The organism is Aromatoleum toluclasticum ATCC 700605 (genome assembly GCF_000378245.1).
GTDB lineage: Bacteria > Pseudomonadota > Gammaproteobacteria > Burkholderiales > Rhodocyclaceae > Aromatoleum > Aromatoleum toluclasticum.
In genome coordinates this window covers 113,872-131,943 of the sequence record NZ_KB899505.1, presented here as the reverse complement: position 1 = coordinate 131,943, position 18,072 = coordinate 113,872, and the positions used below count along the sequence as shown (strand labels likewise).

At 67.0% G+C, this 18,072-nt stretch carries 20 protein-coding genes; 16 read left to right on the top strand and 4 right to left on the bottom strand.

Annotated elements, in window-relative coordinates; translation table 11 throughout:
- Positions 1-280 precede the first annotated feature (280 nt).
- From F464_RS0121415 to F464_RS0121375, 9 genes are all read left to right on the top strand, one after another.
- A complete protein-coding gene (locus tag F464_RS0121415; protein ID WP_018991909.1) occupies positions 281-1,072 on the top strand; it encodes an enoyl-CoA hydratase/isomerase family protein in 792 nt (263 codons plus the stop codon).
- A gap of 22 nt (positions 1,073-1,094) precedes the next feature.
- On the top strand, positions 1,095-2,018 hold the full coding sequence (locus F464_RS0121410) for a hydroxymethylglutaryl-CoA lyase (protein WP_018991908.1): 924 nt from the start codon (positions 1,095-1,097) through the stop codon (positions 2,016-2,018).
- 94 nt (positions 2,019-2,112) lie between these two features.
- Entirely contained in the window at positions 2,113-2,322 is a 210-nt protein-coding gene (locus tag F464_RS0121405) for a DUF1289 domain-containing protein (protein ID WP_018991907.1), read from the top strand.
- Between the two features lie 55 nt (positions 2,323-2,377).
- Positions 2,378-2,587: a DUF1289 domain-containing protein gene (locus F464_RS0121400; protein WP_018991906.1), complete on the top strand. Its 210-nt coding sequence runs from the start codon at positions 2,378-2,380 to the stop codon at positions 2,585-2,587.
- Positions 2,584-3,504 carry an MBL fold metallo-hydrolase gene (locus F464_RS0121395; RefSeq protein WP_018991905.1) on the top strand — a complete coding sequence of 307 codons (921 nt, stop codon included), beginning with the start codon at positions 2,584-2,586 and terminating at the stop codon, positions 3,502-3,504. The genes F464_RS0121400 and F464_RS0121395 overlap by 4 nt, the downstream gene beginning before the upstream one ends.
- An 89-nt stretch (positions 3,505-3,593) precedes the next feature.
- Positions 3,594-4,472, top strand: a complete 879-nt coding sequence (gene rapZ, locus F464_RS0121390) for an RNase adapter RapZ (RefSeq protein ID WP_018991904.1) — start codon at positions 3,594-3,596, stop codon at positions 4,470-4,472.
- Positions 4,469-4,858 (top strand): NusG domain II-containing protein, encoded by a 390-nt coding sequence (locus tag F464_RS0121385; protein WP_018991903.1) that lies wholly within the window; start codon positions 4,469-4,471, stop codon positions 4,856-4,858. Before rapZ ends, F464_RS0121385 begins: the two co-directional genes overlap by 4 nt.
- Positions 4,839-5,366, top strand: coding sequence for a Gx transporter family protein (locus F464_RS0121380; RefSeq protein WP_018991902.1), 528 nt, complete (start codon positions 4,839-4,841; stop codon positions 5,364-5,366). Before F464_RS0121385 ends, F464_RS0121380 begins: the two co-directional genes overlap by 20 nt.
- A gap of 54 nt (positions 5,367-5,420) precedes the next feature.
- A complete protein-coding gene (locus F464_RS0121375; protein WP_018991901.1) occupies positions 5,421-6,002 on the top strand; it encodes a peroxidase-related enzyme in 582 nt (193 codons plus the stop codon).
- A gap of 42 nt (positions 6,003-6,044) precedes the next feature.
- On the opposite strand, the gene ruvC is transcribed toward F464_RS0121375, so the two are convergent.
- The gene (gene ruvC / locus F464_RS0121370; RefSeq protein WP_018991900.1) at positions 6,045-6,602 is read right to left on the bottom strand and encodes a crossover junction endodeoxyribonuclease RuvC; all 558 of its coding nucleotides are present in this window, start codon (positions 6,600-6,602) and stop codon (positions 6,045-6,047) included.
- Positions 6,603-6,761: 159 nt separating this feature from the next.
- Here ruvC and F464_RS0121365 point away from each other — a divergent pair, with 159 nt between their 5' ends.
- Positions 6,762-8,579, top strand: a complete 1,818-nt coding sequence (locus tag F464_RS0121365; RefSeq protein WP_018991899.1) for an autotransporter domain-containing protein — start codon at positions 6,762-6,764, stop codon at positions 8,577-8,579.
- A gap of 21 nt (positions 8,580-8,600) precedes the next feature.
- Here the strand turns inward: F464_RS0121365 and F464_RS0121360 are convergent, their stop codons facing one another.
- Entirely contained in the window at positions 8,601-9,107 is a 507-nt protein-coding gene (locus F464_RS0121360; RefSeq protein WP_157354042.1) for a hypothetical protein, read from the bottom strand.
- Between the two features lie 326 nt (positions 9,108-9,433).
- Here F464_RS0121360 and F464_RS0121355 point away from each other — a divergent pair, with 326 nt between their 5' ends.
- Positions 9,434-10,354, top strand: coding sequence for a hypothetical protein (locus F464_RS0121355; RefSeq protein WP_018991897.1), 921 nt, complete (start codon positions 9,434-9,436; stop codon positions 10,352-10,354).
- Between the two features lie 104 nt (positions 10,355-10,458).
- On the opposite strand, the gene F464_RS29235 is transcribed toward F464_RS0121355, so the two are convergent.
- Complete coding sequence (locus tag F464_RS29235; RefSeq protein ID WP_018991896.1) at positions 10,459-11,850, bottom strand: dicarboxylate/amino acid:cation symporter; 1,392 nt, start codon at positions 11,848-11,850, stop codon at positions 10,459-10,461.
- Between the two features lie 162 nt (positions 11,851-12,012).
- Complete coding sequence (locus tag F464_RS0121345) at positions 12,013-12,894, bottom strand: DMT family transporter (protein ID WP_018991895.1); 882 nt, start codon at positions 12,892-12,894, stop codon at positions 12,013-12,015.
- A gap of 325 nt (positions 12,895-13,219) precedes the next feature.
- On the opposite strand from F464_RS0121345, the gene frdA reads away from it, so the two are divergent.
- The 5 genes from frdA (at position 13,220) to F464_RS0121320 (ending at position 17,976) form a co-directional block, all read left to right on the top strand.
- Complete coding sequence (frdA, locus tag F464_RS0121340; protein ID WP_018991894.1) at positions 13,220-15,022, top strand: fumarate reductase (quinol) flavoprotein subunit; 1,803 nt, start codon at positions 13,220-13,222, stop codon at positions 15,020-15,022.
- A complete protein-coding gene (locus F464_RS0121335; RefSeq protein ID WP_018991893.1) occupies positions 15,015-15,779 on the top strand; it encodes a succinate dehydrogenase/fumarate reductase iron-sulfur subunit in 765 nt (254 codons plus the stop codon). Before frdA ends, F464_RS0121335 begins: the two co-directional genes overlap by 8 nt.
- A 2-nt stretch (positions 15,780-15,781) precedes the next feature.
- Positions 15,782-16,195 (top strand): fumarate reductase, encoded by a 414-nt coding sequence (locus F464_RS0121330; RefSeq protein ID WP_040395660.1) that lies wholly within the window; start codon positions 15,782-15,784, stop codon positions 16,193-16,195.
- A gap of 8 nt (positions 16,196-16,203) precedes the next feature.
- Positions 16,204-16,560 carry a fumarate reductase subunit FrdD gene (frdD, locus tag F464_RS0121325; protein WP_018991891.1) on the top strand — a complete coding sequence of 119 codons (357 nt, stop codon included), beginning with the start codon at positions 16,204-16,206 and terminating at the stop codon, positions 16,558-16,560.
- 114 nt (positions 16,561-16,674) lie between these two features.
- Positions 16,675-17,976 (top strand): ethylbenzene dehydrogenase-related protein, encoded by a 1,302-nt coding sequence (locus tag F464_RS0121320; RefSeq protein ID WP_018991890.1) that lies wholly within the window; start codon positions 16,675-16,677, stop codon positions 17,974-17,976.
- The last annotated feature ends 96 nt before the right edge of the window (positions 17,977-18,072 follow it).

The following is an 18,072-nucleotide window of genomic DNA, read 5'->3' as shown; positions in this document are numbered from 1 at the left end:
GTAGGGCGGGAGCAGCCGAAGGCGAATCCCGCCATGCCATCGTTCGGGGTGGCGGGATGCGCTCCGCTCCTCCCGCCCTACGATGGGGACTCGAGTCGTTGAACCACTCTGGTCGCCGGCACCGTTAAGCAACATGTGTTTCCCGATCCTGCGGGAGCAGGCGCCGGGGGTGTTCTCCCTGCAGCCTCCCTCTAGATGCCCCTGGCGTCCCGCGGGATCCTTTTATGCGTAATCGACCGGCGCCATGCAGAGCGCCGGCGCCCGAAGACAGGAGACGATCTTGACCTACGAAACCCTCGAAATCGCACGCGAACAGGGCGTGGCGACGATCTGGATGAACCGTCCGGATGTGCACAACGCGTTCAACGCGCAGCTCATCGCGGATATCACCGCCGCCTGCCGGCAACTGGACGAGGACGATGCCGTGCGCGTCGTCGTGCTCGCCGGGCGCGGCAAGAGCTTCTCGGCCGGCGCCGACCTCAACTGGATGAAGGCCGCGGGCGAGGCGAGCGTCGAGGAGAACCTCGCCGACGCACGCAAGCTCGCCGGCATGCTGCGCACGCTGTCCGAAATGCGCAAGCCGACGATCGCGCGCGTGCAGGGTGCCGCGCTGGGCGGCGGCATGGGCCTCGCGTCGGCGTGCGACATCTGCGTCGCGTCCGACAAGGCGGTGTTCGCGACCTCCGAGATCAAGTTCGGCATCATCCCGTCGGCGATCAGCCCCTACGTGATCCGCGCGATCGGCGAGCGCCAGTCCTACCGCTACTTCCAGTCGGCCGAGCGCATCCCGGCGCAGCGTGCAGGCGAGATCGGCCTCGCGCATGAAGTCGTCGCGGCCGAGGAGCTGGACGCAAAGGTCAATGAAGTCGTCCTCGCGTTGCTGCAAGGTGGTCCGAAGTCGCAGGCTGCGGCGAAAGACCTGATCCGCGCGGTCGCGAACCGGCCGGTGTCGGACGAGCTCGTCGAGGACACCGCCCGCCGGATTTCCGGCCTGCGTGCGACGCCGGAGGCGAAGGAGGGGCTGGACGCCTTCCTGTCGAAGCGCCCGGCGGCGTGGGTTCCCGCGCAATAAGCTCAGGTCGGAGGAAGAGATAATGCAACTGCCGCAAAACGTGCGCATCGTCGACGTCGGTCCGCGTGACGGACTGCAGAACGAGAAACAGATCGTGTCGACCGAAACCAAGGTCGAACTGATCGCGCGCCTGGCCGATGCCGGGCTGACGGCAATCGAGGCGACGTCCTTCGTGTCGCCGAAATGGGTGCCGCAGATGGGCGACAACGCCGCGGTGATGGCGGCCATCGAGCGCCGTCCGGGCGTGTCCTACCCGGTGCTGACGCCCAACCTGAAGGGCTTCGAGGCCGCGCTCGCCGCCGGGGCGGAGGAGGTCGCGGTGTTCGGCGCCGCGTCCGAATCCTTCAGCCAGAAGAACATCAACTGCTCGATTGCCGAGTCGCTGGAGCGCTTCCGCCCGGTCACCGAGGCCGCGCACGCCGCGGGCGTGAAAGTGCGCGGCTACGTCTCCTGCGTCGTCGGTTGCCCCTACGAGGGGCCGGTCGCGCCGGAGAAGGTCGCCGAGGTCGCCGCGACGCTGATGGAGATGGGCTGCTACGAGGTTTCGCTGGGCGACACGATCGGAACGGGCAATCCGGTGAACATCGCGCGCATGCTCGAAGCGGTCATGAAGCGCGTGCCCGTGGAGCGTCTCGCCGGCCATTACCACGACACCTACGGCATGGCCGCGGCGAACATCTACGCCTCGCTGCAGATGGGGGTCTCGGTGTACGACGCGTCGGTCGGCGGCCTCGGGGGCTGCCCGTACGCGGCCGGCGCGTCGGGCAACGTCGCGACCGAGGACGTCGTATGGCTGTTGAACGGCCTGGGAATCCAGACCGGCATCGACGTCGAGCGCCTGGTCGACATCGCCGCGTGGATCAGCACCGTCCTCGGGCGCGAGCCGGCCTCGCGCGTGGCCCGGGCGGTGCTCGCGAAGCGGGCGAAGGCGGCCTGTTCCAGCTGATATCGTTGTGCATTAATGAACTCGATCGGGCCGCGGCAGACCAAATACGACAACAAGCCGCACCCGTTACCCCAACAAGACCCCCGACCCCGACATGAGCATCGCATCCCCCTGCATCAACATCTGCCGCATGAGCGCGACCACCGGCTTGTGCGAGGGCTGTTTCCGCAGCCTCGACGAAATCGCGCGCTGGAGCCGCAGCGAGGAGGCCGACAAACTGCGCATCCTCGAACTCGTCGCCCGGCGCCGTGCGACCCCGGGCGCCGCTGCGGCGCCGACTTTTCCATTGCAGGAGGGGGCGTGAGCGCCGCCGCCCGGCCGCCCGAAGGGGGCGAACTATCTCCCCTGGGGAAAATGCCATGCAACGACAGGAGGGTAGTCCGGTGAGCGAGGCGCTTTGTGTCGGTGTGTGCATGATCGACTGGGACTCCGGCGTGTGTCTCGGCTGCGGGCGCACGCCCGAGGAAATCGACGGTGTGCCGGTGCCGCACGCGCCGGTCGAGCCGCCGAAGGCCGCAGTGCCGCTGCCCGACAACGTCGCCGCGCAGGTCGGCGAGGGATCCGAGTGAGCGCCCCGGCCGTGCTGCCCGACACGATCCGCGTGCTCGAACGCGGCTGGCTGTCGGCCAACAACGTCGTGTTGTTCGACGGCGAGCGGGCGACCGTGGTGGACAGCGGCTATGTGAGCCACGGCGACCAGACCGTCGCATTGTTGCGCGAGGAGCTGGCGGGGCGGCGCCTCGCGGAGCTCGTCAACACGCATTCGCATTCCGACCACATCGGCGGCAACGCGCTGCTGCAGCGCACCTTCGGCTGCTCGATCAGCGTTCCGGCGGGGATGCTGCCGGCGGTTGCGGCCTGGGACGAGGATGCGCTGCTGCTGCGGACCGCCGCGCAGTCCGGAGAACGCTTCCATGCCGACCGTGCGCTGCATCCGGGCGATACGCTGGAGATGGGTGAGCTCGCGTGGCGAGCGATCGCCGCTCCCGGTCACGACATGGACGCGCTGGTGTTCCACAGCGCGGACCGCCGCCTCCTGATCTCGGGCGATGCGCTGTGGCGCGACGGCTTCGGCATCCTCTTCGCCGAGGTGCTGGGGCAGGGCGACGGCATCGGCGCGACGCGGCGCACGCTGGAGTCCATTGCCCGCCTGCCGGTGGACATCGTGATCCCCGGTCACGGCGCACCCTTCGTCGAGTTCGACGACGCCCTCGCACGCGCCTTCGCCCGCCTGCGCGCCTTCGAGGAAGACGGCGCGCGCATGGCGCGCAATGCGATCCGCGCCTGCATGACTTTCTCGCTGCTTGACGCGCGCAGCATGCGGATCGACGCGCTCGCAGAGCATCTGGCCAGTGTGCCGCTGTACCGCGAAGCCAACGCGCGCTTCCTCGGCCTCGCGCCGGAAGCGCTCGCGGACTGGCTGGTCGGTGACCTCACGCGGGCCGGTGTCGCCCGGCGCGAAGGCGAGCTGCTGGTCGCTGCGTGATCCGACTTTAGTCATAGATGTCATCGTCCCGCGCTGGCCGCGGAGCCTTGCTTTGGAGATAATCGACGCTCCATGCGGAGTTTCGGGTCATGCAGATCGTTCTGATTAGCGGCTTGTCGGGTTCGGGGAAGAGCGTTGCGCTCAAGGTGCTCGAAGACGCGGGCTATTACGCCGTGGACAACCTGCCTGCGAGCCTGCTGCCCAAGCTTGCGGCGGAGCTGCGGCGGCTCGGCTACGAGCGTGTCGCGGTCGCGGTGGATGTGCGCTCCGGTGCCAACATCGCGGCCTTGCCGCAGAAAATCGAGGATCTGCGCAGAACGGTCGGTGACCTGCGGGTGATCTTCCTCGAGGCGCGCGACGACACCCTGTTCGCGCGCTTCTCGGAAACGCGCCGGCGCCATCCGCTCGCGAGCGACGAGGTGTCGCTGGAGGAAGCGATCCAGAAGGAGCGCGACGCCCTCGAGTCGATCGCCGCGCTCGGTCACCGCATCGACACCAGCGAGCTGCAGGCGAACACGCTGCGCGCCTGGATCAAGGACTTCATGCACATCGAGCCGACCGCGGGGCTCACGCTCATGTTCCAGTCCTTCGGTTTCAAGTACGGCATCCCGCTCGACGCCGACAACGTGTTCGACGTGCGCTGCCTGCCCAATCCGCATTACGACCCGCTGCTGCGGCCCTTTACCGGCAAGGACCAGCCGGTGATCGACTTTCTCGATAACCTGCCCGACGTTGCGCGCATGTACGAGGACATCCGCAGCTTCGTCGCCAACTGGTTGCCCAGCTACGCACGCGACAACCGCAGCTATCTCACCGTCGCGATCGGCTGCACCGGCGGTCAGCATCGCTCGGTGTATCTGGCCGAGAAACTGGGGCGCCACTTTGCCGGATCCGTCCGCGTGCAGGTCCGCCATCGCTCGGCCGTGCGCCGTGCGGTGGACCACGGGGCGCGGCCGGCGGACCAGTGAAGGCGCGCCTGGCCGAATGGATCGTCCTGCTGCGGCCGGGCGACTGGCTCGTGCTCGCCGCCGGATTACTGGTGTGCGTGCTTTCGGCGCTCGTTCTATGGCGCGGCGGGGCGCCGGACAAGGCCGTCGTGCGCGCCGGCGGAAAGGTGTTTGCCGAACTCGGACTCGCGCGTGCGCAGACCGTCGAAGTCCCCGGCCCCCTGGGCGTCACGCGCATCGAGATCGAGCCCGGTCGCGCACGCGTCGCATCCGACCCCGGCCCACGCCAGTACTGCGTGCGCCAGGGCTGGCTGACGCGCTCGGGCGCGGTGGCCATCTGCGCGCCCAACCAGGTCTCCCTGAGCCTTGCCGGCGGTGCCGCGGACTATGACTCCCTCAACTATTGAGATCGTCCCTACCGCGGACGACCAGCGCATCGCGCGGCTGGCCGCCGCCGCGATCGTGCTGACCGTTGCCGAGGCCGCGATCCCCCTGCCGCTGCCCGGGGTGAAGCCGGGGCTCGCGAACATCGTCACCCTGATCGTGCTCGCGCGCTGGGGCTGGCGTGACTCCGTGTGGGTCGCACTGCTGCGGGTGTTCGCCGGCAGCCTGCTGCTCGGCCAGCTCTTTGCGCCCGGCTTCTTCCTCAGCCTCTCGGGCTCCCTCGCGAGCCTCGCGACGCTCGGTCTCGCGATGCATCTGCCGCGGCGCTGGTTCGGCCCCGTGAGCCTGAGCGTGCTGGCGGCCTTTGCGCACATCGGCGGCCAGCTCGTGCTCGCGCGGCTGTGGCTCGTGCCGCACGACGGCGTGTTCTATCTCGTGCCCGTGTTTGCCTTCGCCGCGACACTGTTCGGCCTGGTCAATGGCCTGGTGGCCGCGAAGCTGATGCGCGGCCGGGCTTCGGGCACGATTTGATTGAGGTATAAAAAATAATAATATGCTGATACTTATGGTGAGAGGAGAGATGATATGAGCGAACAAGCGATCAGCCGTTTCCCGGTTCCCGAGCTCAAGGACCTGCCGGACGACATCCGCGAGAAGATCCTCGCGGTGCAGGAAAAGGCGGGCTTCGTGCCCAACGTCTTCCTCACCCTCGCCCATCGCCCGGACGAATTCCGCGCCTTCTTCGCGTACCACGACGCGCTGATGGAAAAGAACGAAGGGCTCACCAAGGCCGAGCGCGAGATGATCGTCGTCGCGACCTCGGGCGCGAACAACTGCCTCTACTGCGTCGTCGCGCACGGTGCGATCCTGCGCATCCGCGCGAAGAACCCGCGCGTCGCCGATCAGGTCGCGACCAACTACCGCAAGGCCGAGATCACGCTGCGCCAGCGTGCGATGCTGGATTTCGCGATGAAGGTCGCACTCGCGGCCGCGACCGTCGACGAAGCCGACTTCGCCGTCCTGCGCGAACACGGTTTCAGCGAGGCCGACATCTGGGACATCGGTGCGATTGCCGCCTTCTTCGCGCTGAGCAACCGCCTCGCCAACCTCTCCAGCATGCGCCCGAACGAAGAGTTCTACCTGATGGGGCGCCTGCCCAAGGGCTGACGGCCAACCGGCCAGCCCGAACGGTGCTCGTCGGGCATCGGCTTACTGCGGGAGGACGAGGATGCGGCCGGCGCGCCGGCGCCCGCCCGTCACGCCGCCGAGGCCCTCGCCGCCATGTGCGTGGCAGATCGCGCACGCGAGCGCGTCGGCCGCGTCCGGACCGGGGCTGCCGTCGAGCGCGAGCAGGCGCTGCACCATGTGCTGCACCTGCTCCTTGTTCGCCTTGCCGTAGCCGACCACTGCCTGCTTGACCTGCAGGGCCGTGTATTCATGCACCGGCAGGTCGCAGGCCACCGCGCCGCAGATCACCGCGCCGCGTGCCTGCCCGAGCAACAGCGTGGATTGCGGGTTCACATTCACGAACACCTTCTCGACCGCGGCCTGATCCGGCGTATAGGTCGCAATGACCTCGCGCACGCCGTCGAGCAGCGTCTTCAGGCGTCCGGGGAGTTCCCCGTCGCGTGTCCGGATGCAGCCGCTCGCGACGTAGCGCAGCTGGCTGCCGAGCTTGTCGATGACGCCGAATCCCGTGATGCGCAGTCCGGGATCCAGGCCCAGGATGCGGGTCGCGACGATGCGCGATGCGGATGTGACCTTCATCCGCGCATTCTAAAGGAAGGCAGCCTATCCTTACCGCACACGCTGTTACATGCCGTGCCTTGCATGACAGCCGGATTGACGCTGGATAATGCCGGTACGATACTCGCCCTCCCCCCCGCCGCGAGCCGGCTCGCGGCATGAACCAACCGGAGATTTCCGATGATCAGACCGTCCCTGCTCGGCATGGCCGTCGCGGCGGCATTCAGCGCGAGTGCGGCTGCGGCCGACTTCAGCAACACCTACTTCTTCGGCGACAGCCTCAGCGATGCCGGCAGCTTTTCCGCCTTCCTGCCCCCGGGAACCGGGCGCTTCACGACCAATCCGGGCCCGGTGTGGAGCGAGAACCTCGCCGCAGCGCTCGGGACGGATGCCACGCCCGCCGTGGCCGGTGGCAGCAACTACGCGATGGGAGGCGCGCGCGTGACTGCCCGGCCGGGCTACCCCGACGCCGATCCGACCCGCTTCGCGACGCCGATCCAGAGCCAGATTGCCGCCTACCTCGCGTCCACCGGCGGCCGGGCCGACCCGGGAGCGCTGTACTCGGTGTGGGGTGGCGCCAACGACCTCTTCCTGGCACTCGAGACATCGTCAAACCCGCTTGGCGACATCGTCACGGCGGCAACCGGTCAGGTCGCGGCAGTCGGGACGCTGAAGGCCGCCGGCGCGCGCTACATCCTCGTCTCGACGCTCCCCGACGTCGGTGCCACGCCCTTCGGCGCCTCCCTCGGCCCCGCCAATGCTGCCGCCGTCACGGCACTCTCGAGTGCCTATAACCAGGTGCTGTACGGCGGCCTGGCTACCGCCCGCATCCAGGTCATCCCGCTCGACACCTTTTCCTTGCTGCGCGAAGTCGGTGCCGATCCCGCACCCTATGGCTTCGCCAACGTGACCGTTCCCGCCTGCGGACTTACGCCCTCGCTGGTGTGTACGGCCGCCGACCTTGTCGCCCCGGGTGCCGACCAGACCTTCCTCTTCGCCGACGGTGTGCATCCGACGACCGCCGGCCATCGCGTGATCGCCGATTACGCGCTGGGCGTACTGCGTGCACCGGGTGCGGTGTCGCTGCTTGCCGAGTCGCCGCTCTACACCCGCGAGGCGCTGTTCTCCACCGTGCAGGACCAGCTCGCCCTCGGCGCCTGGGCGCGCGGGCAGAGCGGGCGCAACCTGTGGGCAAGTCTCGGCGGCGGGCGCCTCAAATATTCGTCGAGCGAAGCGGTGCCCGGCGCCAGCGGCAACCCCTATGACCTCGCCGTGGGCGTCGACACCTGGATCTCGCCTTCGCTCAGCGTCGGCGCAGCGGTTGGCCTGGCCATGTTCGACGCCGATTTCTCCGCCGATGCCGGCGACTACGAACAGCGCGAGCAGACCCTCGCGCTGTATGCCGGCTACCGCAGCGGTCCCCTGCACGCGACGGCGGTCGGAGCATTCGGCAGCATCGACTACGACACCCGCCGCGACGTCACGCTGGGCGCGGCGCAGCGCACCATGAAGGGCTCGACCTCGGGCACCAACCTCTCCCTGGGCGTGCTGGCCGGCTACGACTTCAGTGCGGGCGCGCTGCGCCACGGGCCGACGCTAGGCATGCACTTGCAGCAGGTCGAGGTCGACGGCTTCACCGAGAAGGGGCAGTCCTCGACCACGATGGCCTTCCGCAGCCAGGACCGCAATTCCCTGCTCGGCAGCATCGGCTACCAGGCGAGCTGGGATCTGGGCCGCTACCTGCCGTACGCGCGCGTCGCCCTCAACCGCGATTTCGAGGACGACGACCGCAAGGTGCATGCGAGCCTCGCCAGCCTGCCCGCCAACGGCTTCGCCCTGCCGGCCTTTGCGCCCGAGCGCACCTGGGGCACGGCGGTCGTCGGCGTCGGCGCGAAGTTCTCGCCGACCCTGAGCGGCAACCTCGCGCTGTCGACCCGCATCGCGCAGGACGACGTGCGTGCCTACGCGCTGCAGGGCGGGCTCAGCCTCGGCTTCTGACGGTCGCGCGGCGGGCGAAGCTCACATGCCCGTCGCCGCAAACCACGCGCCGGTCGGACTCGTCACGAAGATGATCGGCGCGATGCACGGCTGGGGCAGCTCCAGCTGGGCCTCGATATAGGCGTCGCCCGTTGCGCTGGCCGGGAAGGGGGCCGTCACCACATTTACGGTCGATGCGCTCGTCGGCGAGCTCCTGCTCAGGCAACTCACGATCGCTCGGAAATTCGGGACGGTGTTCTTGCCGCGAATGTTTTCCGGGACGATGGAGTCGTCGGCAAAGACCAGGCCCGTGACGCGGATCTCGAGCTTGCCGGACGCCGTGAGATCTCCTTCCGCTCCCGCGATGGTCCAAGGCAGGCCGCCACCGTTCACGCCCCGGATCGCGTTGGTCGGGCCCGTATAGGGCAAGGGCACTCCGACCATCGTGTCGAACTCGAGGATCTTGTCGTCCCGTCCTGCGGCCGTTGCGGTACTCGCGATGCAGCCTGCGGCCAATGCGCAGATGCCCGTCCATATCAGTCGATTCATCTTCATCTCCTTGTCGGGGTCTTTCCAGTCGCCGCGCCTTCCGGCGCCGACAACGGGTAAACGCCGGCTGGCGGCGCAATATTCCCTATTCGCCCGAAAAGTCCCGGTGCAATGTCTTTCGCATACCCCCGGGCGTCGATCCGGCCGCGGCACGGGGCCTGCGAATCTGTGGCCGATTTGACCAAACCCATGATCGTGACGTGGCTAATGAGCTAGACTTTGGTCATGGACGGCACTGCCGTCCCGTCCCGTGTCCATATCGAAGCCACGGGAGGCCGGAAGCGGGGAAGGCTATGCACCGGAACATGCAAAACAAGGGGAATAGCATGAAGAACGGATCGAAATTCGCCCTCGGGGCCGCGCTGGTTGCGGGCGCGGGCTTTCTCGGAACGGCCGACGTGTTTGCCGACGTGCAGTCGGCCCGCGTGGTGGCCGCCGAGGAAGCGCGGATGAAAAGCGACTTTGCGCGCGTGCTCGACAGCACCAGGGAGCTCAACAAGGCGCTCAAGCGTGTCGGAGAGCAGCGCAAGGTGGACAATTCGCGTGTCGTGCAGGACAACGAAGCGAAGATCAAGCAGGCCGAGGCTGCGGCGGCCGACGGCAGAATCCTCGATGCACGCCTGTTGCTCGAAGATGCCTACCTCGGCGCCAAGCTCTCGATTGCCGAGCTCGTGAAGCCCGCGGCGAACGGAGCCAAGGCGGCAGCGCCGGCCTCCGCCGCGGACCCGCGCGAGCAGAAGGAGTACACGGCGCGCAAGGAATCGACCAAGTCCCTGCGCGACGCGCTGGCGCGCATCGCCGAGGAAAAGAGCGACGACAAGGGTCGGGCCGAGGTGAAGATCGTGGACAAGCTGATGGGCGACGCCGACGCCGAGCGCGCGGCCGATGCGCGTCGCGGCCGCGCGATCCTCGATCACGCTTACCTGCGCACCAAGGTCCAGATCGAGCGCCTGCGCGGCGGCGAGACGCTCGTGCGCACGCTGCAGTTCGACAGCAAGGGCGACGAGTACCGCTACGAGCAGGACCGCAACGAGACCTACCGCATGCTGATCCCGATGCTGGTGCCCAACGGCAGCGCTCGCGAGGCGCAGCTCAAGGGAACGCTCGACCGCGCGGTCAAGCTCCGCGCAGATGCCGACGCCCAGACCAAGCGCAACGAACTCGACAACGCGCTGAAGACGATCGACGAATCGACGGCGGAGTACCAGAAGGCGATCCGCAACGCGGGTGTGTTGCTGCCCGGCTGACGCAGACCCGGGGCCGGGGAGTTCCGGCCTCGCGCAGCAAAGAAATCGGCCCGCCAGCGGATGCTGGCGGGCCGATGTGCTTTTCGCTGCCGCAAGCGGCGCGCTTACGCGCGGGCAGGCACTGCGAGCTGCGGCATTTCGGCCGCTTCTGTCACCTTCGCCACGGCCTGGCGCACGTCCATGTGCGCGTCCTGCTGGTCGAGCACGGCCTCGGGATCGTTGGCTTCCTCGATCGTCTCGTTGTTGAGGTGGCTGTTGAGCACCTTCATGTCGACGTCCTTGCACCATTTCGCGACGACCACGGTCGCGACGCTGTTGCCGATCAGGTTGGTCAGCGCACGAGCTTCCGACATGAAGCGGTCGATGCCAAGGATCAGCGCAAGGCCCGCCACCGGCACGCCGCCGACGGCCGACAGCGTCGCGGCGAGTACGATGAAGCCGCTGCCGGTGACGCCCGCCGCGCCCTTCGAGGTCAGGAGCAACACCGCAAGCAGGGTCAGCTGTTGCGTCAGGTCCAGCGGGGTGTTGGTCGCCTGCGCGATGAACACGGCCGCCATCGTCAGGTAGATCGAGGTGCCGTCGAGGTTGAACGAGTAGCCGGTCGGGATCACGAGGCCGACGGTCGACTTCTTGCAGCCCAGGTTCTCCATCTTGGCCATGATGCGCGGTAGCGCCGACTCGGACGACGAGGTGCCCAGCACGATCAGCAGCTCTTCCTTGATGTAGGCGATCAGCTTCACGACCGAGAAGCCGTGGATGCGTGCGATCAGGCCCAGCACGCCGAAGATGAACACGAGGCAGGTCGCGTAGAAGGTGCCCATCAGCATGCCGAGCTGGGCGAGGGCGCCGACGCCGTGCTTGCCGATCGTGAAGGCCATCGCGCCGAACGCGCCGATCGGCGCGACCTTCATGATGTAGCCGACGATGCCGAACAGCACGTGCGAGAACTTCTCGATGAAGTCGAACACCGGCGTGCCACGGCCGCCGAACTTGTGCAGCGCGAAGCCGAACAGCACCGAGAACAGCAGCACCTGCAGGATCTCGCCCTTCGCGAAGGCGTCGACGACGGTTGTCGGGATCACGTGCAGCAGGAACTCCGTCGTGCTCTGCATCTTCGACGGGTCGGTATAGGCGGCGATCGCTTTCGTATCCAGCGTCGTCACGTCGATGTTCATGCCGGCGCCCGGCTTGACGGTATTGACGATGACCAGTCCCACCATCAGCGCGATCGTGCTGACGACCTCGAAATACAGCAGCGCCAGGCCACCCGTCTTGCCGACCTTCTTCATGTCCTCCATGCCGGCGATGCCGACGACGACGGTACAGAAGATGATCGGGGCGATGATCATCTTGATCAGCTTGATGAAGCCGTCACCCAGCGGTTTCATCGCAGCGCCGGTCTGCGGGTAGAAATGCCCCAGCAGCACGCCAATCACGATCGCGACGATGACCTGGAAATACAGCGACGTGTAAAACGGTTTCTTTACCAAATCCATCTCCTCGGTTATTGACTGCGTGGCCGCGATTATTTCGACCGGGGAGAATCATGGGCAGTGTGAACTTCCGCATTGTGGTTATCACCTATGCGGAGCAAGGGTATGCCGCCGAAGGCGGATTCCGGGTGAGTCGGCGCGGGCCGGGCCCGCCGGACGGAGGCGTCAGGCCTTGCGCGCGAGCCACACGCCCAGCACGGCGACGGCCATGCCGGCGAGCGCGAGGCCGGTGAGCGTCTCGCCGAACAGCAGCCAGGCCATCAGCGCCGTCGTCGGCGGCGTCAGATAGAACAGGCTGGCCACGTTCACGGCGCTGCCGCTGCGGATCAGCAGGTTGAGCAGGCTGATCGCGCCGAGCGAGAGCACGAGTACGAGCCACAGCAATGCGAAGGTGAACTGCCCGCTCCAGTCGACGTGCAGGGTTTCGGTGCGGCTGGCGATGAAGCCGGTGACGATCAGGCTGGGGATGAACTGCAGGACCGAACCGGTGCGCAGGTCGAAGCTCGGGCAGAAACGCTTCTGGTACAGCGTGCCGACAGTGATTCCGGCCAATGCCGCAAGGGCCGGTGCGAGCTTCCAGCCCAGCTCCGCGGCCGAGACGCCGACCGCGACCTTGTTGCTGACAACCAGCGTCACGCCGAGAAAACCCAGCACGAGCCCCGTCCATTGGCGCGGCGTGACCCGTTCGCCCAGCAACCAGCCGGCGCCGAGGGCGGTCAGCAGCGGCTGCATGCCGACCACCAGGGAGGAGACGCCCGCAGGCAGACCGCGGTGGATCGACATGAACACCCCGCCGAGGTAGGTCGCCTGCACCAGCAGGCCAGCCACCCCGATGTGGACGACCATGCGCCAGTCGCGCGGCCAGGGCGCGCGCATCGCGAGCGCCAGTGCGCCCATCAGCGTGATGACCAGCACGTAGCGGGTGCTCAGGAAGGTAAGCGGTTCCGCAAAGGGCAGGCCGAATTTCGCGCCGATGAAGCCGGTGCTCCACAGCAGGACGAAGAGGAGGGGGGCTACGGCAGTCAGACGGGGATGGAGAGTGGCCATGGCGTGTCGGGAACGTGTCGTGCGGGCCCGGCAGGGCGGAGGAAGTTCATCTTACATGCACGTTGATGCGTGTGTGTCATAAGTGCGCTCGCGGCTGATGAATTTTCCCGCATGTTCGGGCTTGTATAATCCTGTCCTCGTTGTGGGTATTCGGCTCGGGAGTTACACTGGATTGCAACAACGTCATAGTGCTGTTCGTGACGTTGGTATATAAGGAGAGCGTGCTCGTTTCCGTATCCGGAAGGCGGGTCGATTCCTGTCCGTCGCACGAGCAGATCTTCCAGGGGCGCGGCATTGCCGGGCCTGCCGAAAGGGGAAAAGCGTCATGGATGCCTGGAAGGCAGACGTCGCAATAGTCGGTGCGGGCGGAGCGGGCCTGCGTGCCGCGATCGCGGCCGCCGAGTCCGACCCCTCGCTGAGGATCGCGCTGGTTTCCAAGGTCTACCCGATGCGCAGCCACACCGTGGCGGCCGAGGGCGGGGCCGCCGGCGTCGTGCAGGCCCACGACAGCCTCGAACACCACTTTCACGACACCGTCGCCGGCGGCGACTGGCTGTGCGAGCAGGATGTGGTCGAGGACTTCGTCGCGCGCTGCACGGAGGAAATGGTCCAGCTCGAGCACTGGGGCTGTCCCTGGAGCCGCAAGACGGACGGCCACATCAACGTGCGTGCCTTCGGCGGCATGAAGATCGAGCGCACGTGGTTCGCTGCCGACAAAACCGGCTTCCACATGCTGCACACGCTGTTCCAGACCTCGCTCAAGTACCCGTCCATCCGGCGCTTCGACGAGAACTTCTGCCTCGACCTGGTCGTCGAGGACGGGCGCGTGCAGGGCGTGGTCGTCGTCGACATCGCGTCGCGCCGCTTCACGCTGATCCAGGCCAACGCCGTGATCATCGCCACTGGCGGCGCCGGGCGCGTCTTCCGCGAGAACACCAACGGCGGCATCGTCACCGGCGACGGCATGGCGCTCGCCTACCGCCACGGCGTGCCGCTGCGCGACATGGAATTCGTCCAGTACCACCCGACCTGCATGCCCGGCACCGGCCTGCTGTTCACCGAGGCCTGCCGTGGCGAAGGGGGCTTCCTGCTGAACCGGGACGGCTACCGTTACCTGCAGGACTACGGCCTCGGGCCCGCCGAGCCGACGCCGCGCAACAAGGCGATGGAGCTCGGCCCGCGCGACCGCCTGAGCCAGGCCTTCTGGTACGAGCAGCAGAAGGGGCGCACCATCGACGGCCCGCACGGCCCGGTCGTGCACCTTGACCTGCGCCATCTCGGCGAAGCCAGGCTGCGCGAGCGCCTGCCGCAGATCTACGAGCTGGCCGAGGAATTCCTCGGCGTCGATCCGGCCAAGACCCCGATCCCCGTGCGCCCGGCGGTGCATTACACGATGGGCGGCATCCTCGTCGATGGGCGCTGCGCCGCGCCGCTGCCGGGCCTGTATGCGGCGGGCGAATGCTCCAGCGTCGGCATCCACGGCGCCAACCGCCTCGGCTCGAATTCGCTCGCGGAGCTGTGCGTGTTCGGCAAGACCGCCGGCGTCGAGGCCGCAGCCTTCGCGAAATCGGTCGCGCCCGGATCGACGGAGGTGTTGCTGAAGCAGGCGGAGGCGTCGCAGCAGCGCGCGCTCGGGCTCGTGACGAACGCCGCCGGCACCGAGCGCATCGCCACGCTGCGCAAGGACATGGCGCAGAGCATGGAAGACGGCTGCGGCATCTACCGTCAGGCCGACAGCATGCAGGCGACCTGCGACAAGCTCGCCGAACTGCGCGAGCGCTATCGCAGGGTGAAGGTCGAGGACAGCTCCTGCGTGTGGAATACCGACTGGCTGCTCGCGATCGAGCTCGGCTACCAGCTCGAGGTTGCGCAGGCGATGGCGTGGTCGGCCCTCGAGCGGCGCGAATCGCGCGGTGCGCACCAGCGTCTCGACGGCTTCGGCGAGCGCGACGACGCGAACTTCCTCAGGCACTCGCTCGCGCATTACGCGGGCGCCGACGCGCCGCGCATCGACTACGGCGACGTGAAGATCACCCGCTCGCAGCCGGGTACCCGCGCCTACGGCGCCGCTGGCGAGAAAGCCGAACAGGAGCGGGCCGTACAGCAGGGAGGGCCGAACCGTGTCTGAAACGGGCAAGAACGGCAAGGTGATCCGCATCGAGGTCCTGCGCTACCGTCCCGAGCAGGACCGGGAGCCTTTCCTGCAGAGCTACGACGTCCCCTTCACCGACGACATGTCGGTGCTGCAGGGCCTGCAGTACATCAAGGACCGGCTCGACGGCACGCTGAGCTTCCGCTGGTCGTGCCGCATGGCGATCTGCGGCAGCTGCGGGATGATGATAGACGGCGAGCCGTGCCTCGCGTGCAAGACCTTCCTGCGCGACTTCCCTGCCGGAGCCGTGCGCGTCGAAGCATTGGCGCATTTCCCGATCGAGCGCGACCTCGTGATCCGCATGGACGACTTTCTCGCCAAGCTCGAAAGCATCAAGCCCTGGATCGTCCCGAAGGAAGAACGGACCCTCGCGCAGGGTGAGTACCTGCAGACGCCCGCACAACTTGACGTGTATGAGCAGTTCAGCTCCTGCATCAACTGCCTGCTGTGCTACGCCGCGTGCCCGCAGTACGGGCTCAATCCCGACTTCGTCGGGCCGGGCATCATGGCCCTGCTGCACCGTTACAACGCTGATTCGCGCGACGGCGCCGCCGCGGAACGTATGGAGGTCGCCGGATCGGAAGCGGGCGCCTTCAACTGCACCGCGGTCGGCTACTGCTCCGAGGTGTGCCCGAAGCACGTCGATCCAGCCAACGCGGTCAACCAGAACAAGACGCGCGCGGCGGGCGACTACTTCCTGCGGCTCGTCCGCCCGAAGGGAGGTGCCAAGTGAATATGTCCGATCCGCGCCGCCCCTACGTGCGTCCGATGGCGGGCTGGTGGCGCCGCAATCCCTTCTTCGTCGAATACATGGTGCATGAGGCGACCGCGCTGTTCGTCGCCGCCTATGCGCTGGTGCTGTTGGTCGGCCTGCTGCGGCTGGCGCAGGGCGAAGCGGCATGGAGCGGATGGCTGGAGGCGCTGCGCAGCCCCTTGTCGGTTGTCTTCCACGTCGTGCTGCTGACGGCGATCGCCTACCACGCCTGGACCTGGTTCCGCATCATGCCCAAGACCATGCCGCCGCTTGTGGTCGGAGGAAAGCGCGTGGCGCCGGCGACGATCACCGCTTGCGGGCTGGCGGCGGCGGGCGTGTGCAGCCTGGCCGTGCTGGCGCTGGTCCTGGTGCTGGCAGGGGGGCTGACGCGATGAAAGCGGCGATGAAACGTTCCAATGCCCCCATCTTCTGGGGACTTTTCGGCGCGGGCGGCATGCTCGCGGCACTCTTCGGTCCGGTGCTCGTGTTCATTACCGGCATCGCCGTGCCGCTGGGGCTGATCCTTCCCGCGGATGCGATGAGTTGGCCGCGCATGCAGGCCTTCGCGCAGCACTGGGCGGGCAAGGGCTTCCTCTTCGCCATCATCGCCCTGTTTCTCTGGCATGCCGCGCACCGCATCTGCCACAGCCTGCACGACCTCGGCGTGCATGCCGGAGCCGCGACGCGTCTGGCGTGCTACGGATCGGCGGCGCTGGGCACCCTGCTCGCCGCCGGGGCGCTGTGGGCGGTCGGATTCTGAAGGAAAGGTTGGTGCAGGAGTCGTCCTTCGCATGGAGCGGGCGTCGACCCGCGGCAGCATGGGGCCCGATTCGTCGGGTGTTCGCGATACATCAAGGAAAATAGGGAAACTCAAATGAAAAAAACGGCATTGCTTGTCAGCCTGGCGGCTCTCGGCATCGGTGCGGCGCAGGCCGCGGATCCGGCAAAGATCAACTGGGGCAAGGTCCCTGCGGTGACGGTACCGCTGTTCTTCCCGGGGCAGTCGTCCTACGAATGGTTGCGCAGCAACGAGCACAAGGGGGCAGCGAAGGAGGTCAAGCGCGGCGACTCCTGCACCTCCTGTCACGACGAGGAGGACGCCGAGAAGGACATCGGCGAGAAGCTGGTCAAGGGCGGCAGGCTCGAACCGCGCCCGGTCAAAGGCAAGTCCGGCTTCAAGGCGCTCAAGGTGCAGGCGGCCTATGACAGCAAGAACGCCTACCTGCGCTTCCAGTGGCAGACCGACAACGCATATCCGGGCAGCGAGCACCAGTACCTGCGCTTCGACGGCAAGGAATGGAAGGTCTTCGGCTATCCCAAACTCGACAAGCCCGTTCAGGATGGCACCGAGATGGGCATCTATGAGGACCGCATGTCGGTCATGATCGACGATGGCAAGGTGCCGGGCTTCGTGAACCAGGGCTGTTGGCTCACCTGCCACGACGGTGAGCGCGACATGCCCAAACAATTCACCAAGGATGAGGTTGCCAACAACGCACTACTGAAGGCGCTCAAGAAGAGCGACGTGCGCAAATACCTGCCCGACACGCGGACCGATCCGTCCGATTGGAAAACCGGCAAGAGCGTCGAGGACATCGCCAAGATCAAGGCGGCAGGCGGTTTCGTCGACCTGATCCAGTGGCGCGCACATCGCAGCAATGCGGTAGGGATGACCGACGACGGCTACGTGCTCGAATTCCGCAACGGCGATGCCGGCAAGGATATGTTCAGCGGCAACGCCGACGCCAAGACGCACCAGCCCAAGTTCATGTGGGACGCGAGCAAGGTCGGCTACAAGTCGATCACCGTGGATCAGTTGCGCCAAGGCGAGCACTACCTGATCCGCGAGAAGAACGCGGTGCCCTTCGATCCCGCCGCCGGCTGGAAGGAAGGCGACATGATTCCCGACTACGTCGTCAGCCGCGAGGACGCCAAGGGGTCGGCCGCCGACAACAAGGCGATTGCGAGCTGGAAGGACGGGGTGTGGACGGTGGTCATGATCCGTCCGCTCGGACTTGCGAACGACGACGACAAGAGCCTGAAAGCCGGAGGCGTATACAATGTCGGTTTCGCTGTGCATGATGACAACATCACCACGCGCGGCCACCAGGTCTCGTTCGTGAGGACGATCGGATTCGGGGCCAAGGCCGACATCAAGGCGGTGAAGTTGCCGTAATGCGGCACCGAGGGCCGATGCTCCGTCGTACAGGCGCGTCGGCCGATTGCAATGGATCGCGCCGCGCTCGCCGCGGCGTTTTCATGGACACCTGCC

Coding starts and splice junctions, on each gene's coding strand:
- F464_RS29235 (WP_018991896.1), bottom strand. CDS start 11,850: ATGGATTTGGTAAAGAAACCGTTTTACACGTCGCTGTATTTCCAGGTC.
- F464_RS0121410 (WP_018991908.1), top strand. CDS start 1,095: ATGCAACTGCCGCAAAACGTGCGCATCGTCGACGTCGGTCCGCGTGAC.
- frdD (WP_018991891.1), top strand. CDS start 16,204: ATGAAACGTTCCAATGCCCCCATCTTCTGGGGACTTTTCGGCGCGGGC.
- frdA (WP_018991894.1), top strand. CDS start 13,220: ATGGATGCCTGGAAGGCAGACGTCGCAATAGTCGGTGCGGGCGGAGCG.
- F464_RS0121380 (WP_018991902.1), top strand. CDS start 4,839: ATGACTCCCTCAACTATTGAGATCGTCCCTACCGCGGACGACCAGCGC.
- F464_RS0121400 (WP_018991906.1), top strand. CDS start 2,378: ATGCAACGACAGGAGGGTAGTCCGGTGAGCGAGGCGCTTTGTGTCGGT.
- F464_RS0121360 (WP_157354042.1), bottom strand. CDS start 9,107: ATGAATCGACTGATATGGACGGGCATCTGCGCATTGGCCGCAGGCTGC.
- F464_RS0121320 (WP_018991890.1), top strand. CDS start 16,675: ATGAAAAAAACGGCATTGCTTGTCAGCCTGGCGGCTCTCGGCATCGGT.
- F464_RS0121365 (WP_018991899.1), top strand. CDS start 6,762: ATGATCAGACCGTCCCTGCTCGGCATGGCCGTCGCGGCGGCATTCAGC.
- F464_RS0121375 (WP_018991901.1), top strand. CDS start 5,421: ATGAGCGAACAAGCGATCAGCCGTTTCCCGGTTCCCGAGCTCAAGGAC.
- F464_RS0121345 (WP_018991895.1), bottom strand. CDS start 12,894: ATGGCCACTCTCCATCCCCGTCTGACTGCCGTAGCCCCCCTCCTCTTC.
- rapZ (WP_018991904.1), top strand. CDS start 3,594: ATGCAGATCGTTCTGATTAGCGGCTTGTCGGGTTCGGGGAAGAGCGTT.
- ruvC (WP_018991900.1), bottom strand. CDS start 6,602: ATGAAGGTCACATCCGCATCGCGCATCGTCGCGACCCGCATCCTGGGC.
- F464_RS0121405 (WP_018991907.1), top strand. CDS start 2,113: ATGAGCATCGCATCCCCCTGCATCAACATCTGCCGCATGAGCGCGACC.
- F464_RS0121355 (WP_018991897.1), top strand. CDS start 9,434: ATGAAGAACGGATCGAAATTCGCCCTCGGGGCCGCGCTGGTTGCGGGC.
- F464_RS0121330 (WP_040395660.1), top strand. CDS start 15,782: ATGTCCGATCCGCGCCGCCCCTACGTGCGTCCGATGGCGGGCTGGTGG.